Source organism: Rhizobium sp. H4 (assembly GCF_003013335.1).
Classification (GTDB): Bacteria; Pseudomonadota; Alphaproteobacteria; order Rhizobiales; family Rhizobiaceae; genus Rhizobium; species Rhizobium sophoriradicis.
This window is the reverse complement of record NZ_PSOW01000001.1, coordinates 265105-287167: the sequence shown is the minus strand read 5'-3', so window position 1 is coordinate 287167 and position 22063 is coordinate 265105. Positions and strand designations below refer to the sequence as shown.

The window sequence follows — 22063 nt, the reverse complement described above, 5'->3', positions numbered from 1 at the left end:
TAATGATTTCCCCATCAGCCTTCGCCGTGCCTATGCTTTTCACCTCTGATCACAGCTATGGTGGAAGATGTTCGACTATTCGCGCGCGCACTGGCTTGCATTTCTATCGGCGGCGGTTTTGCTCAACCTCTCGCCGGGCCCCGACATCGCCTTCATCCTCGGCCACACGATGAGAGGAGGGAAACGCGCGGGTTTTTCCGCATTGTTCGGCGTCTGGTCAGGCGCCTGCCTGCATGTGCTGATGGCGGCATTGGGCCTTTCAGCCGTGCTTGCCGCCTCTGCCGTCGCTTTCTCAACCGTCAAATGGCTCGGCGCTGCCTATCTCGTCTGGCTGGGCATCCAGGCTTTGCGCGCCGGTGGGGGCAGCGGCCTGATCAAGGCGGCCGGTGAAGAATTGCCGACCGCAAGCATCTACCGGCAGGGAATCCTGGTGTCGCTCCTCAATCCGAAAGTGGCGATATTCTTCCTGGCCTTCTTGCCGCAATTCGTCGTAGAGGGGGCGGGGTCGGCATGGGCGCAGCTCATGCTGCATGGTGGCCTCATCATCGTTGTGGCCGCATTCATCGAGCCGCCGCTCGTCCTTGTCGGAGGACGGCTTGCCGATGCGCTCAGGCACAATCAAAAGGTCGGGCTATGGCTCGACCGCGGTCTCGGCGCGCTTTTTGTGGCGCTCGGTGTCCGCCTTGCGCTAAGCAGCCGTTGAGGGGCGAGCTTTATTCTTCGGCGACGTAGCGCCGCTCGTGGCGTAGCCCCATGCTGGTCAGAATCTCGTATCCGATCGTGCCAGCCGCCCGCGCCACGTCGTCGAGCGGCATGTTCTTTCCGAACAGCTCGACATAGTCGCCAGCGCGCACGGCGTTTTCGGGCAGGTCGGTGACATCGAAGATCGTCAGGTCCATGGTGATCCGGCCGGCGACCGGGACCTTGTGTCCGGCGATGAAGCATTGCCCGCCCTGCGGCACGGCTTGGCGCAGCGGCACGCCGCCGCTCGACTGGCTGCGCATGTAACCGTCGGCGTAACCGGCAGAGACGATCGCTAGCCGGCTGTCGCGGCGAAGCTGCAGCGCCCGACCGTAGCTGACGGTCTCACCGGCCCCGACGGTTCGCACCTGGATGATGCGCGCTTCCGCGGTGGCGACCGGCCGCATCGGGTTCGCCATGCCGCAGACCGCTTCGCCGCCGTAAAGCGCGATGCCCGGCCGGGTCAGGTCGAAGTGGTAATCCTCACCGAGGAAGATGCCGGCCGAGGCCGCAAGACTTGAATCGATGCCTTCATAGGCGGCGGTAACCCTGCGGAATGATTCGAGCTGTTGCCGGTTCATGACGTGAGTGGGATCATCGCCGCAGGCGAGGTGGCTCATGACAAGCACCGGTGCGAAGCTTGCTGGCCGCGAGACGTCGTCGGCAAGCGCGATCGCATCGTCGATATGCAGCCCCAGCCGGTTGAAGCCGGTGTCGACATGCAGCGCGCAAGGGTAATCGCCATAATCGGCAAGCACCGCCATCCAGAAGGCAAGCTGCTCGTCGGAGGAAATCACTGGCACCAAGTCATTGTCGAAGAATCGACGTTCCGTGCCCGGCCATATGCCTGACAGCACGAAGATGCGCGCATCCGGCGTATAGAGGCGAAGTGTCACGCCCTCATCTACGGTCGCGACGAAGAAATCCCGTGCGCCTGCCGTGTAGAGCGCTTCGCCGGCATCCTCGATGCCGAGGCCGTAGGCGTCGGCCTTGACGACGGCTGCGGCGCGCGCAGCGCCCGAACGATGCGCCATGTCGCGCCAGTTCTCAGTCAGCGCGGTCAGGTCGACGGTCAGCCGCAGGCCTGCCGAGGCAAAGGTGTCGTCTTCGGGGACGTCGAGAAATTCGCTCATGATCCACATCGAAAAGAGGCCGGAGAAGGATTCTCCGGCCAGATTAAAGGTCGATCTTGTCCAGGGAAAGCCCGATGCTGCAGCATCGCCGGCGATCAGTGCTCTTCATACTGGATGAAGGAGGGATCAGCGAGATCGGCGAAGCGTGTGAATTCCGCCTGGAAGGCGAGCTTCACCGTGCCCGTCGGCCCGTGGCGCTGCTTGGCGATGATGACGTCGGCCGTGCCCTTCACCTTGTCGAACAGCGCTTCCCATTCCGGATATTTCGGATCGTGGGGATCGCGCGGCTCCTGGTTCTTGACGTAATATTCCTCGCGGAACACGAAGAGCACGACGTCGGCGTCCTGCTCGATCGAACCGGATTCACGAAGGTCGGAAAGCTGCGGCCGCTTGTCGTCACGGCTTTCGACCTGACGTGACAACTGCGACAGCGCGATGATCGGAACGTTGAGCTCCTTGCCGAGCGCCTTCAGGCCGGTGGTGATCTGGGTGATTTCCTGGACGCGATTGTCGCTCGATTTGCCCGAACCGGTCATCAGCTGCACGTAGTCGACCACCAGCACGTCGAGGCCGCGCTGGCGCTTGAGCCGGCGCGCGCGCGCCGAAAGCTGGGCGATCGAGATACCGCCGGTCTGGTCGATATAGAGCGGCACCTTCTGCATCATCATCGAGCAGGCGACGAGCTTTTCGAAATCGGCATCGTTGATGTCGCCGCGGCGTATCTTCGAGGAGGAGACTTCCGTCTGCTCGGAGATGATGCGGGTGGCGAGCTGTTCGGACGACATTTCGAGCGAGTAGAAGCCGACGACGCCGCCATTCCTGGCTTTCATGCTGCCGTCCGACTGCACCTCGCCCTCGTAGGCGGCGGCGATATTGTAGGCGATGTTGGTGGCAAGCGAGGTCTTGCCCATGCCCGGGCGTCCGGCGAGGATGATCAAGTCCGAACGCTGCAGGCCGCCCATCTTGGCGTCCAGCGAGTGGATGCCGGTGGAAATGCCGGAAAGGCCGCCATCGCGTTCCTTGGCGACGGCCGCCATGTCGATCGCCAGCGCCACCGCATCGTTGAAGGACTGGAAGCCGCCGTCATAGCGCCCGTTTTCCGCGAGTTCGAAAAGACGACGTTCGGTATCCTCGATCTGCGACTGCGGCGGCATGTCGAGCGGTGCGTCATAGGCGATGTTGACAACGTCTTCGCCGATCGTGATCAGCGCCCGGCGCAGCGCCAGGTCATAGATCGCCCTTCCGTAATCCTCAGCATTGATGACGGTGACAGCGTTGCTGACCAGGCTCGCAAGATATTGTGAAACCGTCATGTCGCCGACCTTTTCGTCGGCCTTGAGGAAGGTCTTGATCGTTACTGGGTTGGCGATCTTGCCCATGCGGATAATGTCGCCGGCGACCTCGAAGATCTTCCGGTGCAGCGGTTCGTAGAGATGGATCGGCTTGAGGAAATCCGACACGCGGTAGTAGGCGTCGTTGTTCATCAGGATTGCACCCAGAAGCGCCTGCTCGGCTTCGATGTTGTTGGGTGCTTCGCGATAATGCTGCTCCGAGGGAGCAACAGCTGCAATCTTTCGAGCGGCGTCGTTCATCATCATCCGTTCTGTCTTTTTCCAACTCCGGATTTGCAGTTCCGGATGGAGAAAATCAAGGGGCTGCAAAAGGAGCGGAGGCCCGCATCGCCTAAATCCCGAACGCTGTGCACGTTGTTCGACTTCTCCACAGTCCGGGGGCGACACAAGCGAGAAATACCGGGAGTGTCACCCTGAGGACACGGCACGGAGCCGACTCAGCTCATTCGTTCCGGAGATGGACATGATAGCGCGACGACATCGGGCACGCAGCAAAAACATCAGGAAATCCCCCGGTAAAAGGTGATCTCCCCGGTTGTTTCCCATCAAGCGGATGAAACGAAAAAGCCCGGCGCAACGGCCGGGCTTCCCTCACGCGGATCGTGTCCGGCGCGACTTATGCTTCGTCTTCGTCGATGCCGTCGGCTTCCGGATCGAAGAAATCTTCCGGACGCAGTGCGTCTTCGTCGACACCGTAGATCGCGTCGACCGAGGTGAGTTCTTCGCCCTTCGCCTGGCGCTCAGCCTCATCGGCGGAACGGGCAACGTTCAGCTCGATATTGATTTCGACTTCGGCATGCAGCTGCAGCTCGACCTTGTGCAGGCCGATTGCCTTGATCGGCGTGTTCAGGTGAACCTGGTTGCGGCCGATGTTGAAGCCTTCGGCGGCGAGAATCTCGACGACGTCGCGGGCAGCGACCGAGCCGTAGAGCTGGCCGGTTTCGCCGGCGGAGCGCACGACGATGAACGACTTGCCGTCGAGAACGTCGGCGACCTTCTGGGCTTCCGACTTGCGCTCGAGGTTGCGGGCTTCGAGCGTCGCACGCTCGGCTTCAAAGCGGGTCTTGTTGGCGGCGTTGGCGCGCAGCGCCTTGCCGAGCGGCAGCAGGTAGTTACGGGCAAAACCGTCGCGAACCTTTACGGTTTCGCCCATCTGGCCGAGCTTGGAGATGCGTTCGAGAAGGATGACTTCCATTTTCTTGTCCTTTCTTGTGTTTCAGATTTTCGTATCGGGTTGTTTGGGGGCATCGGCATCTTTCGTCGGGGTCAGCGCGATCGCCTTGCGCGTATCGCTAAGACCCACGACCAGGATGAGCAGAGCTGGCAGCAGCATGAGCATGGACGCCAGGTAGCAGAGAATGAGGGCCGGCAAACGCCAGTCCTTTCCACGCGTGCGGAAATGCAGCGAGGCGAAGCCGGAGAGCATGAAGCCGGCGCCGAAAGTGCCGATCACGGTCGCGCCGATCAGCGCCGGAACGCCGCCGAAGAAGCAGGCGGCAAGCCCGGCGAGGAAGATGAAGATCGAGTTGCGGTTCATGCGCAGCGACGAGGGAATGTCCTCGCGGGGACGAAGGCCGCGGCCGGATGCTGCGACGATGCGCACCGCGAAATAATAGGCTGCGAACAGCATCGTCACCCACATGCCGCCCTGCAAAGCCGGCAGCATCAGCAGGATCAGCGATTTGGTCTGCGCGGTCGCCGCCGGATCGGGCATGAATTCCGGCTGCTGCTGCTTGAGAGAGGTAATCAGCAGATCGACAATCGGATCGGTGATCTCCGGCCCGTAGCCGATTATCACACCGATGACGATGACGGCGAACGTCACCAGGCCGCAGAGATGCAGCAGGATATCGGAGAGCGGATACCAGGCGAGCAGGTCGTCCGGACCGCCGAGCTCGGACGCGGGACGGGCGAGGTTGGCGAGGTGGCTGAGCCAGCCGGCCGGCAGCAGCGTCACCAGCGTCATGATCAGCGCAAAGGACGGCGAGATGAACACCGCGCCGAGCGCGGCTGCGGTAACGACGGCCACAATTGCGGCGACATTGCCCCAGCCGAGCCCGACAAGCAGGATCGGCAGTGCCGAAGCAGTATAGAGGAGCGCACTGAAAAACGACGGCTGCACGCTTGCACCCAGCACCAGCAGGGCAGCGGTCAAGCCGGCGAGGGCGCCGGTCAGCAGCGTTTTAAGATCGAGTCGTTTCAAGGTCGCTGTCCTGCTTCATCAAGCAGTTAGAGGATGTTGCTGAATCGAATTCAGAAACGTCTCAACATGGGTTTTAACCGTTCCGATCCGCGCCCATCGCGGAAGGGAGGCAACCCCCGGATCAGAAATCCGGGGGTCACATATTCTATTAGGCCACGACGTACGGCAGCAGGCCGAGGAAACGGGCGCGCTTGATCGCCTGGGCGAGTTCGCGCTGCTTCTTCTGGGAAACGGCCGTGATGCGGGACGGAACGATCTTGCCGCGCTCGGAAATGTAGCGCTGCAGCAGGCGGACGTCCTTGTAGTCGATCCGCGGTGCGTTTGCGCCGGAGAACGGGCAGGTCTTGCGACGGCGATGGAACGGGCGGCGGACCGGTGCGGAGGAAGCTTCAGACATTCTTATATCTCCTTATGCACGGTCTTCGCGGGGAGCGCGATCCGGACGCGGGCCACGCTGGAAGTCGCCGTCACGGCGCGGCGGACGGTCGCCGAATTCGCGGCGCGGGCCACGGTCGCCGCCTTCACGCGGGCCGCGGTCGTCGCGGTCGCGCTTCTGCAGCATGGCAGACGGGCCTTCTTCGTGCTTTTCGACGGCGATGGTCATGTAGCGAAGAACGTCTTCGCTGATGCGCATCTGGCGTTCCATTTCCTGGATCGCAGCAGCCGGAGCATCGATGTCCATCAGCGCGTAATGCGCCTTACGGTTCTTCTTGATGCGGTAGGTGAGGGACTTGAGGCCCCAGTTCTCGATACGCCCGACCTTGCCGCCGTTTGCTTCGATCACGCCCTTGTACTGTTCTACGAGGGCATCGACCTGCTGAGCGGAAATATCCTGCCGGGCAAGGAATACATGTTCATAAAGAGCCATGACAGCTTTGCCTTTCTTGCGTTTGGTTCAACCCGATATTCGGCGGCTAAGCCTCAACGACTGCTCCTGATAGGGCGGACCCAGGCAAGAAAAGCGTTTCCGAGACGGTCGAGAGCGGAGACACGGGAGGCTGGAACGCTTCCGTTCCGAACGATTTGCGACTTGCAAACCGGCCCTCCGTTCAGCCACCAGCCAGAAGACCGGGTTAACGAACAGGGCGGCTTATACGGATTTTTCGCGGAAAGGCAACCCCAATCGGACATGCGAGCCCGACGGGGACCAATCGGCAGCGCCTGGCCGCGTCATCACAGCGTCAGCGGATACTGCCGGTGCACCTTGGCAATCTCCGCCAGCACCTCTTCCGAAAGCCTCAGCTCGGCTGCGCCGAGATCGGTTTTCAACTGCTCCATCGAGGTTGCGCCGATGATGACCGAAGCCATGAAGGGTCTCGACAGGCAGAAGGCGAGCGCCATGGCCGACGGGTCGAGACCGTATCGGGCGGCGATTTCCAGATAGGCCTTGGTCGCCGGCTCCTGCAGCGGCTGCAGGCGGCCCCCGATATCGGGATTGATCGAAGCGCGCGACCCCTTCGGCCTGCCACCATCGACATATTTGCCGGTCAGGATGCCGCCGGCGAGCGGCGAATAGGCGAGAAGCCCGACATCCTCGTAATGCGAGAGCTCGGCGAGATCGAGGTCGAAATGACGGTAGAGCAGATTGTACTCGTTCTGAACGCTGGCGACGCGCGGCAGGCTCTTCTGTTCGGAGAGGGTCAGGTATTTCTGGATGCCCCAAGTGGTTTCGTTGGAAAGGCCGATCGCCCGGATCTTGCCTTCCTTGACCAGTGCCCCCAGCGTTTCCAGGATGTCGAGCATGTTGGCGACGGCCTTGTCGCGATCCTGGTTGAAGGGGTTGTAGCTCCAATTCTGCCGGAAGTGGAAATGCCCGCGGTTCGGCCAGTGCACCTGGTAGAGGTCGACATAATCCGTCTTCAGCCGCTTCAAGCTGGCCTCGAGCGCCAGGCGGATATTCTTTGAATCCGCGCCTTCGCCGCCGCGTATATAATCGCGGCCGCGGCCGGCGACCTTGGTGGCGAGCACGATCTCTCTTCGCTTGCCGGTCTTTTCGAACCAGCTGCCGATATAGTCTTCGGTCCAGCCCTGTGTTTCAGGCGAAACCGGGGTTGTCGGGTAGAGCTCGGCGGTATCGAAGAAATTGACGCCTTTCTCGACGGCATAATTCATCTGCGCATGCGCGTCGCTTTCGCTGTTCTGCGAGCCCCAGGTCATGGTGCCGAGGCAGATCTCTGAAACGGAAATCTCGGTCCGGCCTAGCGATTTGTACTTCATGGGAAAACCTTGGGAGAGAGGTGGAAGTCTTGGGAAGCTCAGCGCGAATCTAAGCCGGATTTGGCGGAGCGCAAGAGCAAAAGCCGGGCTTTTGCGCCGGTGCGAAAGGCTTTGCGCAGAAGGTGCCGCCACTTGACTCTGCCGGAAAGAATGTCAATTGGAGGCAAAACAGCCTCGAGGGGCGCAATCAGGGACATCAGAATGACCATTGCTTTCACTTTCCCCGGCCAGGGCAGTCAAGCCGTCGGCATGGGCAAGGATCTGGCCGAGAATTTCGCGGAAGCCCGCGCCGTTTTCGACGAAGTCGACGAGGCGCTCGGTGAAAAGCTTTCGGACGTCATGTTCAACGGTCCGGAGGACACGTTGACCTTGACGGCAAACGCCCAGCCGGCGTTGATGGCCGTCTCGATCGCCGTCGTCCGTGTTCTCCAAGCCAAGGGGTTGGATCTGAAGTCCAAGGTCGCCTTTGTCGCCGGGCACTCGCTCGGCGAATATTCCGCACTTTGCGCCGCCGGCACCTTTTCGCTCGCCGATACGGCGCGGCTGCTGCGCATTCGCGGCAATGCCATGCAGGCCGCCGTTCCCGTCGGCGTCGGCGCCATGGCGGCGATCATCGGGTTGGAACATGCCGACGTCGCAGCCGTCTGCGACGAGGCCGCCGCCACCGGCGCCTGCCAGATCGCCAACGACAATGGCGGCGGCCAGATCGTCATTTCGGGTGAGAAAGCGGCCGTCGAAAAGGCCGCCGGGCTTGCAACCGACAAGGGCGCCAAGCGCGCCATCCTGCTGCCGGTCTCGGCCCCTTTCCATTCCAAGCTGATGGCGCCTGCCGCCGAGGCCATGCGCGCGGCGCTGACAACGGTTGCCAAGTCCGATCCCGTGGTGCCTCTCATTGCCAATGTTCGCGCCGCCCCGGTAACGGGCGCCGACGAGATCGCGAGCCTCCTGGTCGAGCAGGTGACCGGCCAGGTCCGCTGGCGCGAGACGGTGGAATGGTTCGCCGGCAATGGCGTGAGCACACTTTATGAACTCGGTTCCGGCAAGGTGCTGACCGGCCTTGCCCGCCGCATCGACAAAACAGTCAACGGCATCTCCGTCGGCGGTCCGGCGGATATCGACGCGGCCGTCGTCGCCCTCATGGCCTGATTGATATCTCCAGATATAAGGAACGTTTCCATGCTCGATCTTTCCGGCCGCAAGGCTCTCGTCACCGGCGCATCGGGCGGCATCGGCGAGGAAATCGCCCGCCTTCTTCATAAGCAGGGCGCCACCGTCGGCCTGCACGGCACTCGCGTCGAGAAGCTGGAAGCGTTGGCGGCCGAGCTCGGCGAGCGCGTCAAGATCTTCCCGGCCAACCTGTCCGACCGCGACGAGGTCAAGGCGCTCGGCCAGAAGGCCGAAGCCGAACTCGATGGCGTCGATATTCTCGTCAACAATGCCGGCATCACCAGGGACGGTCTCTTCGTGCGCATGAGCGACGAGGATTGGGACGCCGTTCTCGAAGTCAATCTGACATCGACCTTCCGCCTGACGCGCGAGTTGACGCACCCGATGATGCGCCGCCGCTATGGCCGCATCATCAACATCACCTCGGTCGTCGGCGTCACCGGCAATCCGGGGCAGGCCAACTATTGCGCCTCCAAGGCCGGCATGATCGGCTTCACCAAGTCGCTGGCGCAGGAAATTGCCACTCGCAACGTGACCGTCAACTGTGTCGCGCCCGGCTTCATCGAAAGCGCCATGACCGGCAAGCTGAACGACAAGCAGAAGGAGGCGATCATGGGAGCGATCCCGATGAAGCGGATGGGCACGGGCGGCGAAGTCGCCTCGGCGGTTGCCTATCTTGCGTCCTCCGAGGCTGCCTACATGACCGGCCAGACGCTGCACGTAAACGGCGGCATGGCGATGATCTGAAACGACAAACCGTCGGCATGGGGGTATTTCCGCCAATAGCATGTTGAGCAATCACGAAGCGTTGATTTTCTGGCTTTGCGGCAGACTTAAACCATGTTAAGCGGGCCATGACTGTGAACAGTCGTCCCGAGAAAGCAGACGGACCGGCGGGCTTTTCGCAAGCCTCGGAAATCTCTGAAGCCGGGTAAACGAGTTTGCCGAGGATGTCTGAAAACATCGCAGGCTGAAACAGGGTAGGGGTGCCGCAAGGGCATTCCGATCAGGACATAAGGTCGAGGAAACCGACATGAGCGATATCGCAGAACGCGTAAAGAAAATTGTTATTGATCATCTTGGCGTCGATGCCGACAAGGTCGTCGAGAGCGCCAGCTTTATCGACGATCTGGGCGCCGACTCGCTCGACACGGTCGAACTTGTCATGGCTTTCGAAGAAGAATTCGGCGTTGAAATCCCCGACGACGCAGCTGACTCGATCCTGACGGTCGGCGATGCAGTGAAGTTCATTGAGAAGGCCCAGGCCTGATCCTATATATTTGAGAAAGGGCGGGCCTGGAGTCCGCCCTTTTCTTTTCGGCCTATTTCTCCATAGAACATAAGAGACGGGGGAAAGCACGCGATGAGACGTGTCGTCATCACAGGTACCGGCATGGTATCACCCTTGGGATGCGGAACTGAGGTGACGTGGTCGCGGCTGCTCGCCGGCCAGAACGGCGCCCGCCTCGTCACCGAATTCGAGGTCGATGACCTTCCCGCCAAGATCGCCTGCCGTATTCCGCTCGGCGACGGTGCCGACGGCACCTTCAATGTCGATCAGTGGATGGAGCCGAAGGAACAGCGCAAGGTCGATCCCTTCATCATCTTTGGCATGGCTGCCGCCGACATGGCGCTTGCCGATGCCAACTGGCATCCCGAGAGCGATGAGGATCAGATCGCCACCGGCGTGCTGATCGGCTCCGGTATCGGCGGCATCGAAGGCATCGTCGAGGCGGGTTACACCCTGCGCGACAAAGGCCCGCGCCGTATCTCCCCATTCTTCATTCCCGGCCGCTTGATCAATCTGGTTTCCGGTCAGGTTTCGATCCGCCACAAGCTGCGCGGACCCAATCATTCGGTCGTCACCGCCTGCTCGACCGGCGCGCATGCGATCGGCGATGCCGCGCGGCTGATCGCGCTTGGCGACGCAGACGTCATGGTCGCCGGCGGCACGGAATCGCCCGTCAGCCGCATTTCGCTGGCGGGCTTTGCCGCCTGCAAGGCGCTGTCGACCCAGCACAACGACGACCCGCAGAAGGCTTCGCGCCCCTATGACCGCGACCGCGACGGCTTCGTGATGGGCGAAGGCGCCGGCATCGTCGTGCTCGAAGAGCTGGAACATGCCAAGGCGCGCGGCGCCAGGATCTACGCTGAAATCGTCGGCTACGGCCTGTCGGGCGATGCCTATCACATCACCGCGCCGTCAGAAGACGGCGAGGGGGCCGGCCGCTGCATGGCGATGGCGCTGAAGCGCGCCGGGCTGACGCCGGCCGACATCGACTACATCAACGCCCATGGTACTTCGACCATGGCCGACACGATCGAACTCGGGGCGGTCGAGCGGCTGGTCGGCAACGCGGCCTCGAAGATCTCCATGTCCTCGACCAAGTCGGCGACCGGACACCTTCTCGGTGCGGCCGGCGCCATCGAGGCGATCTTCGCTACGCTCGCCATCCGTGACAATATCGCTCCGCCGACACTCAATCTCGATAATCCTGAGCGCGAGACGGCGATCGATCTTGTTCCGCACAAGGCTCGCGAGCGAGAAATCAACGTGGCGCTGTCCAATTCGTTCGGATTCGGGGGCACGAACGCATCGCTCGTGCTGCGCCGTTACGGGGAGTAAAGAGGCCCGCTGCAGAGGCGTGCTGGAGTTGAACGACCGGCAGCGGCTTCGTTGAACCGTGGCAGAACCTGTTTTTGCCGCATTGCTTCGCGAAATAGCGGAATAAGGGCCAAGTTTTAGAGGATTGCCGGTGAGCGATACGACGAACCAGAGCAACGACAGCCAGGCGCAGAAGGGACCGATCATCCCGAAGTCGCCGAACGAGGCCCTGCGTCCGGAACGTGTTCCTGAGCCGCCGAAGCGCTCCAGGAACGCACGCAGCCAGATCGTCCTCTTTCTGAACTTCATCATGACGATGGCGGTCCTGGTCTGCGTCGTCGCAGTCATTGGCTTCTACTACGCGACATCGACCTATCAGAGCCCGGGTCCGCTGCAGACGAACACCAATTTCATCGTCCGCAACGGCGCGGGTCTCGCCGAAATCGCTACCAACCTCGAGCGCAATGCGATCATCTCCGACGCCCGCATCTTCCGATATCTGACGGCGACACATCTTTCCGCCGGCGAGAGCCTGAAGGCCGGCGAATACGAGATCAAGGCGAGAGCCTCCATGAGCGATATCATGGAGCTGCTGAAATCAGGCAAGTCCATTCTCTATTCGGTTTCCTTCCCCGAAGGTCTGACGGTTCGCCAGATGTTCGACCGCATGCTGCAGGACCCGGTGCTGGAAGGCGACCTGCCGGCTGCGCTGCCGGCCGAAGGCAGCCTGCGTCCGGATACCTACAAGTTCTCGCGCGGCACCAAGCGTTCGGAAATCGTCGAACAGATGGCGGCGGCACAGCAGAAGCTCGTCGATCAGGTCTGGGACAAGCGTGATTCCTCGCTGCCGCTGCGATCCAAAGAGGAATTCGTCACACTCGCCTCCATCGTCGAAAAGGAGACCGGCGTTCCCGACGAACGTGCCCATGTCGCTTCCGTTTTCCTGAACCGGCTTGGCAAGGGCATGCGCCTGCAGTCCGATCCGACGATCATCTACGGGCTCTTCGGGGGCGAGGGGAAGCCGGCCGACCGGCCGATCTATCAGTCGGACCTGAAGCGGGATACGCCGTATAATACCTATGTCATCAAGGGTCTGCCGCCGACGCCGATCGCCAATCCCGGCAAGGATGCGCTGGAAGCCGTCGCCAACCCTTGGAAAACCGAGGATCTCTATTTCGTCGCCGACGGTACCGGCGGCCACGTTTTCGCCGCGACGCTCGAAGAGCACAATGCCAACGTCAAGCGCTGGCGCAAGCTCGAGGCCGACAAGGGTTCGGATCCGAACATCGCGGTCGATGGCCAGCCGGAAGAGCAGCCGGCCGAGAATGGCGCGACTGTCGCGCCGCCGCCGAAGAAAAAGAAGATCAACTGAAGATTTCGGAGGCTCGCATGGCTTTGCAGTCCATGACCGGTTTTGCGCGGCGAGAGGGAACGAGCGGCCGCTGGCGCTGGGCATGGGAATTGCGCTCGGTCAACGGCAAGGGCTTCGACCTGCGCCTGCGCCTGCCGCCCGGTCTTGAACGCATGGAGGCGGAGGTCCGCCGCCTTGCCGGCGAAAGTTTCAGCCGCGGCAACCTGCAGGCTTCGCTCTCGGTCACCGCCGACGAGAACCGTTTCGAGGCGGTGCTGAACAGGCAAGCGCTTGCCGCCGTGCTTGCCATGCGCGAGCAGCTGGTGGACGTGATCGATCCGGCGCCGCTGAAGCTCGATACGCTGCTTCTGGTGCGCGGCATCGTGGAGTTCCGCGAGGGCGAGGACGGCGAGGAGGCGCTGGCCGCCCGGGATGCCGATATTGCCGCCGGCCTCATGGCCGCGCTTGCCGACCTCCGGGCGATGCGCGAACAGGAAGGGGCGGCGCTCTCCCGCATTCTTCTCGATCATGTCGCAACGATCGAGGGCCTGACGCGAACGATCGAGACGGATCCCTCGCGCTCGCCGCAGGAGATCGCCTCCCGGCTCGCGGCACAGGTCGCCTTGCTGATGGACGGCATGGCCGCTCTCGACCGCGACAGGCTGCATGCCGAAGCCGCGTTGCTGGCGACCAAGGCGGATCTGCGCGAAGAAATCGACCGCCTGAAGGCGCATGTCGCCGCAGCGCGTGATCTCCTGGTGAAAGGCGGACCTGCCGGGCGCCGGCTGGACTTCCTTGCACAGGAATTTAACCGCGAATCGAATACCATCTGCTCGAAGTCGAATGCCTCGGCGGTTACTGCCGCCGGCATCGAACTGAAAGTCGTGATCGACCAGTTCCGCGAGCAGGTCCAGAATTTGGAGTAGGACATGAAACCGGCGAAATCCTCGCCCGTGCAGATCGCCCGCCGCGGTCTGATGCTTGTCATTTCGTCGCCGTCCGGCGCCGGCAAGTCCACCATCGCACGCACGCTTCTGGAGACCGACAAGCATATCGGTCTTTCCGTCAGCGTCACCACGCGCCAGCGCCGCCCGAGCGAGGTCGAAGGTGTGCATTACCACTTCAAGAGCGTGCGCGAGTTCGAGCGGCTGCGCGACAGCGACGCCCTGCTCGAATGGGCCGAGGTGCATGGCAATTTCTACGGCACGCCGCGCGAGCCGGTCGAGCAAGCCATGGCCGAGGGCCGCGATATGCTCTTCGATATCGATTGGCAGGGCGCCCAGCAGTTGCAGGAGAAGATGTCGGCCGACGTCGTGTCGATCTTCGTGCTGCCGCCGACCATGACGGAACTCCAATCGCGGCTGCACCGCCGTGCCGAAGATTCCGAGGAAGTCATTCAGACGCGCCTCGCCAACAGCCGTGCCGAGATCAGCCACTGGCGCGAGTATGACTATGTCATCGTCAACGACGATCTCAACACCGCCTTCGACGCCGTCCAGTCGATCGTCAAGGCCGAACGCCTGCGCCGCGACCGCCGCCACGGCATGTTCGATTTCGTCCGCGAATTGCTGGAAGAGACGCCGTCGCTTTAAAGCGCATCAAATTTGATTCATGCGACGCGCTTTGGCCTTTTTTATATGCATTTCGTTGTCCCGGAACCGCTGCACACTTCCGGGCGACATGCATTAAAGGCAATTTGCTAACAGGCAGAATTCCTCGACGGACAGGGTCTCCGCCCGCCGGGCCGGATCGATCCCGGCCTTGACGAGCAGGCTCTCGCCGCCGAGCGGCTTCAGGCTCTGGCGCAGCATCTTGCGGCGCTGGCCGAAGGCGGCCTGGGTCACCTTTTCCAGATTGGCGACGGAGCAGGGGATGGGATTTTCCCGCGGCGTCAGATGCACCACCGTCGACGTCACTTTCGGCGGCGGCGTGAAGGCTTGCGGCGGCACGTCGAAGGCCATGCGCGCCTCGGTCCGCCAGCCACTGAGCACGCCGAGCCGGCCGTAATGGTCGTCGTCCTCGCCGGCGACGATACGCTCGCCGACTTCCTTCTGAAACATCAGCGTCAGCGACTGCCAGAACGGCGGCCAGGCCTTCGGCAGCAGCCAGTTGACCAGCAGCTGCGTGCCGACATTATAGGGCAGGTTGGCGATGATCTTGACCGGGCCTTCCGGCGCCAGGGACTCGAAATCCGTTTTCAGCGCATCGCCTTCGATCACCTCCAACCGGCCCGGATAGTGGTCGGCGATCTCGGCAAGCGCCGGCAGGCAGCGTGTGTCCCGTTCGATGGCGATCACCTTTTTGGCGCCGAGCGCCAGGATCGCCCGCGTCAGCCCGCCGGGACCGGGGCCGACTTCGAAAACGGTGGTCCCTTCGAGCCCGCCCGCCGTGCGGGCGATCTTCTGCGTCAGGTTCAGGTCCAGCAGGAAGTTCTGCCCGAGCGCCTTGCGCGCATCAAGGCCGTGACGCTGGATGACGTCGCGAAGCGGCGGCAGGCCATCGAGTGCTGCCATCAGCGGCGGCTTTCCCAAGTGCGGCCGAGCTGCGCGGCGAGCTTCAGCGCCGCAACGAGGCTCTGCTCGCGCGCCAGCCCTTTGCCTGCAATGCCGAAAGCGGTGCCGTGATCCGGCGAGGTGCGCACGAAGGGAAGTCCGAGCGTGACATTGACGCTGTCGTCAAAACCGAGCGCCTTGGCGGGGATCAGGGCCTGATCGTGATACATGCAGATGGCGACATCGTACCGCGCCCGCGCCTCGTCATGAAACATCGTATCGGCGGGCAGGGGGCCAATGGCGTCGATACCCTCGTCGCGCAGGCGCTCGATTGCCGGGCGGATGAGATCCTCGTCTTCCCTGCCGATCGTTCCGGTTTCGCCGGCATGCGGATTGAGGCCGGCAACCGCCAGCCGCGGCGCATCGATACCGAAGCGCTGCCTCAGATCTCCGTGAGCAATCCGGCAGGTTTCCATGACCAAATCCTCCGTCAGCGCCTGCGGCACGTCCCGGAGCGGAATGTGAACGGTGACGGGAATGGCCCTGAGCTTCGGTCCGGACAGCATCATCACAGGGGTCACCGGCCGGCCGGTTGCTCTGGCGGCGAGATCGGCGAGAAATTCGGTATGGCCGGGAAAGCGGAAGCCCGCCTCATAGAGCACGGCCTTGGCGATCGGATTGGTGACGACTGCGAGCGCCTCGCCGCCGATGACAAGCGATACGGCTTTCTCGATCGCCGCGATCGTGCCTTTCGCCGTTGCCGCATGCGGCTCACCCGCCACGACCTCAATGCCAACAGGCACGCTCATGACGGGCAGCGCATCGGCAAATGAGCCGGTAGATTCGTCGGCGCTGTCGATCTCACGGATGGAAACCGCCAGGTTGAGCTGGCGGGCTCGCAAGGCCAGGACATCGGGATCGCCGATCAGGAAAAAAGGCGGCAGGCCGAGTTCACGCCGCCGGAGCCAAGCCATCAGAGTGATATCCGGCCCGATGCCGGCAGGGTCGCCCTGGCTCAGCGCAAGCGGTCGTGAGAACGGTATCGCCATCGTGGTCAGCGATAGGCGATCTGCGCCTTCTTGCGCAGTTCATCCAGGTATTTCTTGCTGTTCTCGTTTTCCGGCGGGCCATTCTTGCCGGCCTTGGACTTGTCGAGATCCTCCTGGCGGAAGACCATTTCAGCGGCCTGGTCGTCGGAAACCTGGCGCTGGCTGCAGATCGCCAGATATTCGACGCCCTTGTCGGTGACGCGGGTACCAGTCGTGTTGCCCTTGGCCTGCTCGACCAGAGGCTTCCAATCCGGCGGGATCTCGGGAGCGAGCATGCGGCCGAGGTCGCGCACGGCGACATCGCGCATCGTTGCGGCAAAGACCTTTGACTGGTCGCAACCGGGGAATTTCGAGCGCGACGCCTCGGCCTCGCCCTTGCGCTTGCCGGTGATGGCGGCGCGCTTGGCTTGCGGGATGACGAAGATGATCTGCTGCAGCATATATTCCGTCGTCACCGGCTTCTGCTTGTTGTTCTGCATCATGCGCGAGACGAGATCGTAATTCGACAGCCGCGAGGTCGAGCCGTAACGCGCATTGACGACACGCGGCCAGCTCATCTGCACGGCGATGAAGCCTTTGAAATGGTCGACGCCGACGCCGGCACGATCGAGGATTTGCGACATCTGTTCGACGGAAAGCTTGTTGCCGGCCGAAAAGCGCGCGAAAGACGCATCGACGTCCTGCTGCGAAACCGACATGCGGACGCGGGCGACCTCCTGCCGCTTGAGCGTTTCGTCGATCAACTGCTCCTTGGCGGTCTTGGCATCGGCCTTCGTATGCTGCAGGCGCAGGAAGGCCTGCCGCTTGGCGACATCGCCGCTGGTGATGGCAGTGCCGTTCACCACGGCCTGGACTTCGCTTGCTGCCAGCGCCGGGCCGGCAAGGCCCATCAAGGCAAGCGCTGCGCCGGCGAGGAAGGCGGTTATGGCTTTTTTCGCGTCAATCATCTGTTGACCTCCCATTAGCGCCGCGTGACGTTGTTCGCGGCGTCCTTACCACAGTGCGAGACACGCGGAAATCGCCTCCGTCACGGCGCAAATCCCCTATGCCTCAGATATCGGCTGGCGGCAATGTCCTGCACAGGCTTACGGCGAAAGAATGACCTGAAGCCATGTTTACGCCGTTCGCCTGCTAGTTGGAGAGGCTATCGGAGCCGATCTTGATGTCGCCGAGCGTGCGGAACGTCAGCCGCGCGCCGATTGTCCAGTCGCTTGCCGACTCGTCCTCGGAATCCCGGCTGTCGGTATAGGCGATCGTGAAGATCGTGCACTCGTCCTCATAGGAAAGGCCGAGCGTCCGGCGGCTGATCACATCATTGTTCAGATCCCAGGCGATGCCGCCGAAGATCGACCAATAGTCCTTGAACTTGACTCTGCTGCTGGTCTGGATCTCGTCATTGTCCTCGGCGAAGCCGTAGGCCGGCTGGGCGCTGAGATGGGTGTAGGTCACCTGCGTCTGGAAGGTGTCGTTCTGGTAGGCCGTTGTCAGGTCGCCGCGCCGGAACTCGAAATCCTTCTCGTCGAGACGGTAGGAAGCGGCGACGGACACACCGTATGGCGTTTCGACGCCGCCGAGACCGACATAATCGGAGCGGTCGGTTTCGAGGCCCGAATCCGCGCCGACATTGACGAGGTCATCGGTCGCGAACGAGTTCTGGCCGGCGATCTGGTAAGACTGGCCGAATATGCCGTGCAGCTTGTAACCGCTGTCGAAAGTCCCGGTATACTGGACGCCGAGATTGGCGCGGGTGCCGCCTTCAATACGGTCGTAGCCTGAGAACTTGTCGCGATCGAAAAGCGACGTCGCGTCGAAGACGAAGCTCTGAGCATCCTCGTTCGGCAGCCGGCCGGCGAGTTGCTCGTCGGGGCGGGCATAGATCTGTGCGATCGGCTCGAGGATATGGGTGCTGTTATCAGTCGTCATCAGAATGGGATAACGCACCTCCAGCCCGGCGGTGAGCATCGAACGGGTGGCGGAATTGTCGTCAAGGTAATTGCCGGCGTAACCTGTGGGGTCGTTCATGTTCAGCGCGAAAGCGTCGCCGCGCGCGGCCAGAAGCGGCGTGATCACCAGGCCGGTCGGCGTAACGTAGGTGCGTTTCCACTGAAGTTCGGCGGTCAGGCGCGACGTCTGGCCCTTCAGGCCGCGGAAGCGGTCGAAGCCGTCGACAGTGTAAAAGTCGTCATGTGTGCGCGAAATATTCGTCAGGTTGACGTCCGCGGAAAGCTCGCCGCCTGCAAGCGGCTGAGGCGCTACATAATGATAATCGAGCGAGGGATAGACGATCGCCTGCTGTTTCTCGGCGGTGTTCGTGCGGTCGGCATCCTGGACGTCGAAATAAAACGCCCGCATGTCGAAATAATTCCGCTTGCCGAGCCCAGTCAGGTAGATCTGGTTCGTGCGATCCGTGCCGCTCAAGCCACGGAGCTTGTAGGTCTTCGAGAAATTGTTGTCGCTCTGCATCATGACGTCCCAGCCGAACGTCCAGCGCGGATTGATGCGGAACTCTGCCTTCGACGCCACCATGCCGCGCTGCTCGGCTTCGGCATCGCTGGTACCGGAGCTGAAATTGCCCGGGTTCGCTTGGTCGATGCCGGCGACGCGCAGAATATGCGTGCCGTTTTCGAAGCGTTGGCGGAATTCGCCTTCGACGAGGAAGCCCTGCGCCGTGTAGCCGGTTGCGGTGACCGTCGCATCCATGCTCGGCGAGATCACGTAATAATAAGGAATGGAAAGACCGAAGCCGAGATTCTGCGACAGGCTCATTGTCGGGAACAGGAAACCGGACTTGCGCTTCACCGTATTGTCGGGAACCTCGATGAACGGCACGAAGGCAATCGGGTAACCGAGCAACTCGAAGCGGGCTCGCTCCAGACGGATCGTATGGGTCTCGCCATTCTGGATCACGCGCTTGGCCTTGACTTGCCAGAAGGGCGCGCGCTTCGGATCTTCGGCGCAGGGAAGGCAGGCGGTGTAGACGCCCTTGTTGAGAATCATCTTCGTGCCGCCGACACGCTCGCCGCTCTCCGCGACGATACGCGTATTATCGGAGGTCTCGATGCGCAGCGAGTTTAGGAATCCGTCGGCAAAATTGTCGGTCACGTCAAGGTTGTCGGCATAGATGCGGTTGCCGTCCGGACTGACCATCTCGACATTGCCGATCGCAGTCATCCGGCCGGTCTTCTGATTGTACTCGACCTTCTGCGCGACCATCTTGTAGCCGCCATAGTTGATCTGCACGCCGCCGACCGCCGAGACGATTTCGGCGTCACGGTTATAGACGAGTTCATTGGCGGAAAGCAGAAGCTTGGCGCCTTCAGGAATCTTATTCTCGATATTTTGCTCAGGCGTGCTGGCCTGGCCGTAGGAGGCCGGGACGCTGCCGAAATAGGAACATAGAGCCGCACCGACAAGCAGGGCAACCGATTGTTTACTAATATACTTGCGGTCGCCTACCGCCACTAGCCGTCCTCCTGATGAAGCAAAATAGTCGCGCCCAAGGCCAGCGCGACGACCACCGGTATCCAGGTCGCCACGAAGGGAGGCACGACTCCACTGCTTCCGAATGCTTTAACAAGCACGGTGATGACATAAAGCATGAAGCCTGACAGGATTCCACCCAGAATCACGGAGCGGGATTGGTTGAACCGGCTAAATTTTAGGGACACTGTTGCAGCAATGAGAGTCATGGCCACCAGCAGCAATGGCTGGGACAACAGAGAGTTGAATTGCGTCTCCAATGCCTTGGTCGAGATGCCGAAGGATTTGGCCGCCGCAATGCGGTTGGAAAGGTCAAAGAAACCAATTGTTTCCGGCGCTGTCAGCCGCTCCTGAACGAAATCCTGTTTCAGATTGGTGCGAAGTTGGACCGAAGCTTTGCGCAGCGGGATTTCGCCAGGCTTGCGCTCGACGACACCGTTAAGCTGCCAGTAACCATCTTCCAACTTAGCCGTGGCGGCATCCTGTCTCATAATGACTCGGCCGCTTGAATCGAAATGGATCAACACGGCGTCGACCAGCTTGGTTCCGTTCTCCTGGACCGTCTGGGCGCCGATGATGACATCGTCCCGGCCGCTGATCTGGCGCAGCCACGGAATCTGGGGCGCCTTGCGCAGAACCGCGTTTTCGCCGCGCCAGTCGGATTCGACGAGCAGCGCCTGGCGCTGTCCCCAGGCGGCAAGCGGGTTGAGCGCCGTCGTCGTCAGCACGCCGAGCGCCAGTGAGCCGGCGACGAAGGGGAACATGAACTGCCAGACCGAGATGCCGGCTGCGCGGGTGACGACGAGCTCATATTTGCGATTGAGCCCGATCAAAACCGTCATGCCGACGAAAAGCGCGACGAAGGGGATTGTCTGCTGCAGAATGAGCGGCAGGCGCACGGCCGTCATCACGATGCCGCCGCCGATCGTGTAGCCGGGCAGGCCGGACATGCGCCCCGCCGTCTCGCTGAAATCAAGCAGAAAGGCGATTGCCGACGCACCGATCAGGAACCAGGCGGTCGTCGCCAGGTAGCGACGAAAGAAATAACGCGACAATGTCCCGAACATCATTGGGCAGCGCCCCCGCCGGACCTGCTGGTCGCGGCAAGCAGTCGTTCCTGCGTTCGTCTCCAGGAAGCCGATATTCGGTCCCTTATGAACGAAGGCATGACCAGTCGCTTGTGCAGGCTGAGGAAGATGATCGAGACGACGCTGCTGACGATCGGAAGGGCGTAGAGAACGGCGATATATTCCGGATCGGTGTCGATCTGGTTCGCCGCATAGAAAGCAGCCCATCGCAGCGCGAAGGCATAGCCGAGCGCGCTCACCATCGGATGCAGCCGCGCTTCGCGGTGCGAGCGCGCGTCGCCGGCGATTGCCAGCGAAAACAGGGCAAAGACGACGGGCAGGATCCAGTCCGTCAGCCGCCGATGCAGTTCGGCGCGATAGCTCTGCGGCCGGATCGTAAAGTCTTTGTCGTTCGGATCCGGATTGAACAGGAACCACAGGTCACGGTCGCTGGCTTTCAGTGTCGCCTGGCCGCGGCTCTCGGTCATGTCCGAGAGGTCGAAGGAATAGGAATCGAAATTGATGACCGAGACGTTGCCGTCGGGCGTTTTGCGATGCACCTCGCCGTCATGCATGATCAGCGTCGTGCCGGTATCGTCGACGGCGCCTTCCTTGGCGTAATAGATCAGCTCATAGGCCGGATCCCGCTCGTCGGCGACGAACAGGCCCTTCAGCATGCGGCCCGCCAGGCGCTGCGAGATCTGCACGTAGAGACCCTCGTCGAGCTTACGGAAGGTCTTTTCTTCGATGACCGAGGAGAGAAGATCGGCGTAGGTCTCGGCGATCATCTGACGCGCCACGGTCTTTGCCCGCGGCTCGACGATATTGTCGACGAAGAAGGAAAAGACGCTGATGACGGCGGCGAGCAGCAGGATCGGGCGGATCAGAATGCTGCGCCGTGCCCCGGCCGCGTCGATGACGGTCAGCTCGGAATCGTTGTTCATCGTCGTCAGCGTCTGGGTGATGGCGATGACAAGCGCGAAGGGCAGCACGACAGGAATGATCGACGGCAGGATCATCGTCGCCAGTTTGGCGAACGAACCGATCGACTGGCCGCTGTCGGTGACGAGGTTGATGCGCTGCAGCACCTGTGTCGTCCAAATGATCGCCAGCACCGGCAGGAGCGCCACGAGAAACATCTGGCTGACGCGCCGCAATATGTATGTCTCGAGTAGTTTCATGCCGGCCCTTGAAAGCACCTGCAGG

General features: G+C 61.9%; 21 protein-coding genes. 8 read left to right on the top strand and 13 right to left on the bottom strand.

Features of this window, described 5'->3' with window-relative positions; all coding sequences use genetic code 11:
* Positions 1–67: 67 nt before the first annotated feature.
* Entirely contained in the window at positions 68–703 is a 636-nt protein-coding gene (locus C4N04_RS01445; RefSeq protein ID WP_106795276.1) for a LysE family translocator, read from the top strand.
* A 10-nt stretch (positions 704–713) separates the two neighbouring features.
* Here C4N04_RS01445 and alr read toward each other — a convergent pair whose 3' ends face one another.
* The 7 genes from alr to C4N04_RS01410 form a co-directional block, all read right to left on the bottom strand.
* On the bottom strand, positions 714–1874 hold the full coding sequence (gene alr, locus C4N04_RS01440; protein WP_106795388.1) for an alanine racemase: 1161 nt from the start codon (positions 1872–1874) through the stop codon (positions 714–716).
* A 95-nt stretch (positions 1875–1969) separates the two neighbouring features.
* Entirely contained in the window at positions 1970–3466 is a 1497-nt protein-coding gene (locus C4N04_RS01435; protein ID WP_012483300.1) for a replicative DNA helicase, read from the bottom strand.
* Between the two features lie 376 nt (positions 3467–3842).
* Positions 3843–4421: a 50S ribosomal protein L9 gene (gene rplI, locus C4N04_RS01430; protein WP_064682097.1), complete on the bottom strand. Its 579-nt coding sequence runs from the start codon at positions 4419–4421 to the stop codon at positions 3843–3845.
* 21 nt (positions 4422–4442) lie between these two features.
* Positions 4443–5429: a DUF2232 domain-containing protein gene (locus tag C4N04_RS01425; protein ID WP_077993190.1), complete on the bottom strand. Its 987-nt coding sequence runs from the start codon at positions 5427–5429 to the stop codon at positions 4443–4445.
* Between the two features lie 148 nt (positions 5430–5577).
* Positions 5578–5826, bottom strand: coding sequence for a 30S ribosomal protein S18 (rpsR, locus tag C4N04_RS01420; protein ID WP_004680498.1), 249 nt, complete (start codon positions 5824–5826; stop codon positions 5578–5580).
* Positions 5827–5838: 12 nt separating this feature from the next.
* Complete coding sequence (gene rpsF / locus C4N04_RS01415) at positions 5839–6297, bottom strand: 30S ribosomal protein S6 (protein ID WP_004680499.1); 459 nt, start codon at positions 6295–6297, stop codon at positions 5839–5841.
* A 305-nt stretch (positions 6298–6602) separates the two neighbouring features.
* Positions 6603–7646 (bottom strand): aldo/keto reductase, encoded by a 1044-nt coding sequence (locus C4N04_RS01410; protein WP_077993191.1) that lies wholly within the window; start codon positions 7644–7646, stop codon positions 6603–6605.
* Between the two features lie 201 nt (positions 7647–7847).
* Here C4N04_RS01410 and fabD point away from each other — a divergent pair, with 201 nt between their 5' ends.
* From fabD to gmk, 7 genes are all read left to right on the top strand, one after another.
* On the top strand, positions 7848–8792 hold the full coding sequence (gene fabD / locus C4N04_RS01405; RefSeq protein WP_096762187.1) for an ACP S-malonyltransferase: 945 nt from the start codon (positions 7848–7850) through the stop codon (positions 8790–8792).
* 30 nt (positions 8793–8822) lie between these two features.
* Complete coding sequence (fabG, locus tag C4N04_RS01400) at positions 8823–9560, top strand: 3-oxoacyl-[acyl-carrier-protein] reductase (RefSeq protein WP_077993196.1); 738 nt, start codon at positions 8823–8825, stop codon at positions 9558–9560.
* A 286-nt stretch (positions 9561–9846) separates the two neighbouring features.
* Positions 9847–10083 (top strand): acyl carrier protein, encoded by a 237-nt coding sequence (locus tag C4N04_RS01395; protein WP_003547058.1) that lies wholly within the window; start codon positions 9847–9849, stop codon positions 10081–10083.
* A gap of 93 nt (positions 10084–10176) precedes the next feature.
* The gene (gene fabF, locus C4N04_RS01390) at positions 10177–11439 is read left to right on the top strand and encodes a beta-ketoacyl-ACP synthase II (protein WP_077993198.1); all 1263 of its coding nucleotides are present in this window, start codon (positions 10177–10179) and stop codon (positions 11437–11439) included.
* Between the two features lie 130 nt (positions 11440–11569).
* A complete protein-coding gene (mltG, locus tag C4N04_RS01385) occupies positions 11570–12790 on the top strand; it encodes an endolytic transglycosylase MltG (RefSeq protein ID WP_096762226.1) in 1221 nt (406 codons plus the stop codon).
* Between the two features lie 17 nt (positions 12791–12807).
* Positions 12808–13695 (top strand): YicC/YloC family endoribonuclease, encoded by an 888-nt coding sequence (locus tag C4N04_RS01380; protein WP_038688007.1) that lies wholly within the window; start codon positions 12808–12810, stop codon positions 13693–13695.
* Positions 13696–13698: 3 nt separating this feature from the next.
* Positions 13699–14361 (top strand): guanylate kinase, encoded by a 663-nt coding sequence (gmk, locus tag C4N04_RS01375; RefSeq protein ID WP_077993199.1) that lies wholly within the window; start codon positions 13699–13701, stop codon positions 14359–14361.
* A gap of 93 nt (positions 14362–14454) precedes the next feature.
* Here the strand turns inward: gmk and rsmA are convergent, their stop codons facing one another.
* The 6 genes from rsmA to lptF all read right to left on the bottom strand — a co-directional run bounded on the left by rsmA (position 14455) and on the right by lptF (position 22038).
* Positions 14455–15282 (bottom strand): 16S rRNA (adenine(1518)-N(6)/adenine(1519)-N(6))-dimethyltransferase RsmA, encoded by an 828-nt coding sequence (gene rsmA, locus C4N04_RS01370; protein ID WP_096762186.1) that lies wholly within the window; start codon positions 15280–15282, stop codon positions 14455–14457.
* Positions 15282–16310, bottom strand: a complete 1029-nt coding sequence (pdxA, locus tag C4N04_RS01365; RefSeq protein ID WP_106795275.1) for a 4-hydroxythreonine-4-phosphate dehydrogenase PdxA — start codon at positions 16308–16310, stop codon at positions 15282–15284. Before pdxA ends, rsmA begins: the two co-directional genes overlap by 1 nt.
* 5 nt (positions 16311–16315) lie before the next feature.
* Entirely contained in the window at positions 16316–17257 is a 942-nt protein-coding gene (locus C4N04_RS01360; protein WP_009993161.1) for a peptidylprolyl isomerase, read from the bottom strand.
* Positions 17258–17441: 184 nt separating this feature from the next.
* The gene (locus C4N04_RS01355; RefSeq protein WP_077993202.1) at positions 17442–19772 is read right to left on the bottom strand and encodes an LPS-assembly protein LptD; all 2331 of its coding nucleotides are present in this window, start codon (positions 19770–19772) and stop codon (positions 17442–17444) included.
* Positions 19772–20860 (bottom strand): LPS export ABC transporter permease LptG, encoded by a 1089-nt coding sequence (lptG, locus tag C4N04_RS01350; protein ID WP_009991368.1) that lies wholly within the window; start codon positions 20858–20860, stop codon positions 19772–19774. The genes C4N04_RS01355 and lptG overlap by 1 nt, the downstream gene beginning before the upstream one ends.
* Positions 20857–22038 carry an LPS export ABC transporter permease LptF gene (gene lptF / locus C4N04_RS01345; RefSeq protein ID WP_106795387.1) on the bottom strand — a complete coding sequence of 394 codons (1182 nt, stop codon included), beginning with the start codon at positions 22036–22038 and terminating at the stop codon, positions 20857–20859. Before lptF ends, lptG begins: the two co-directional genes overlap by 4 nt.
* Positions 22039–22063 lie beyond the last annotated feature (25 nt).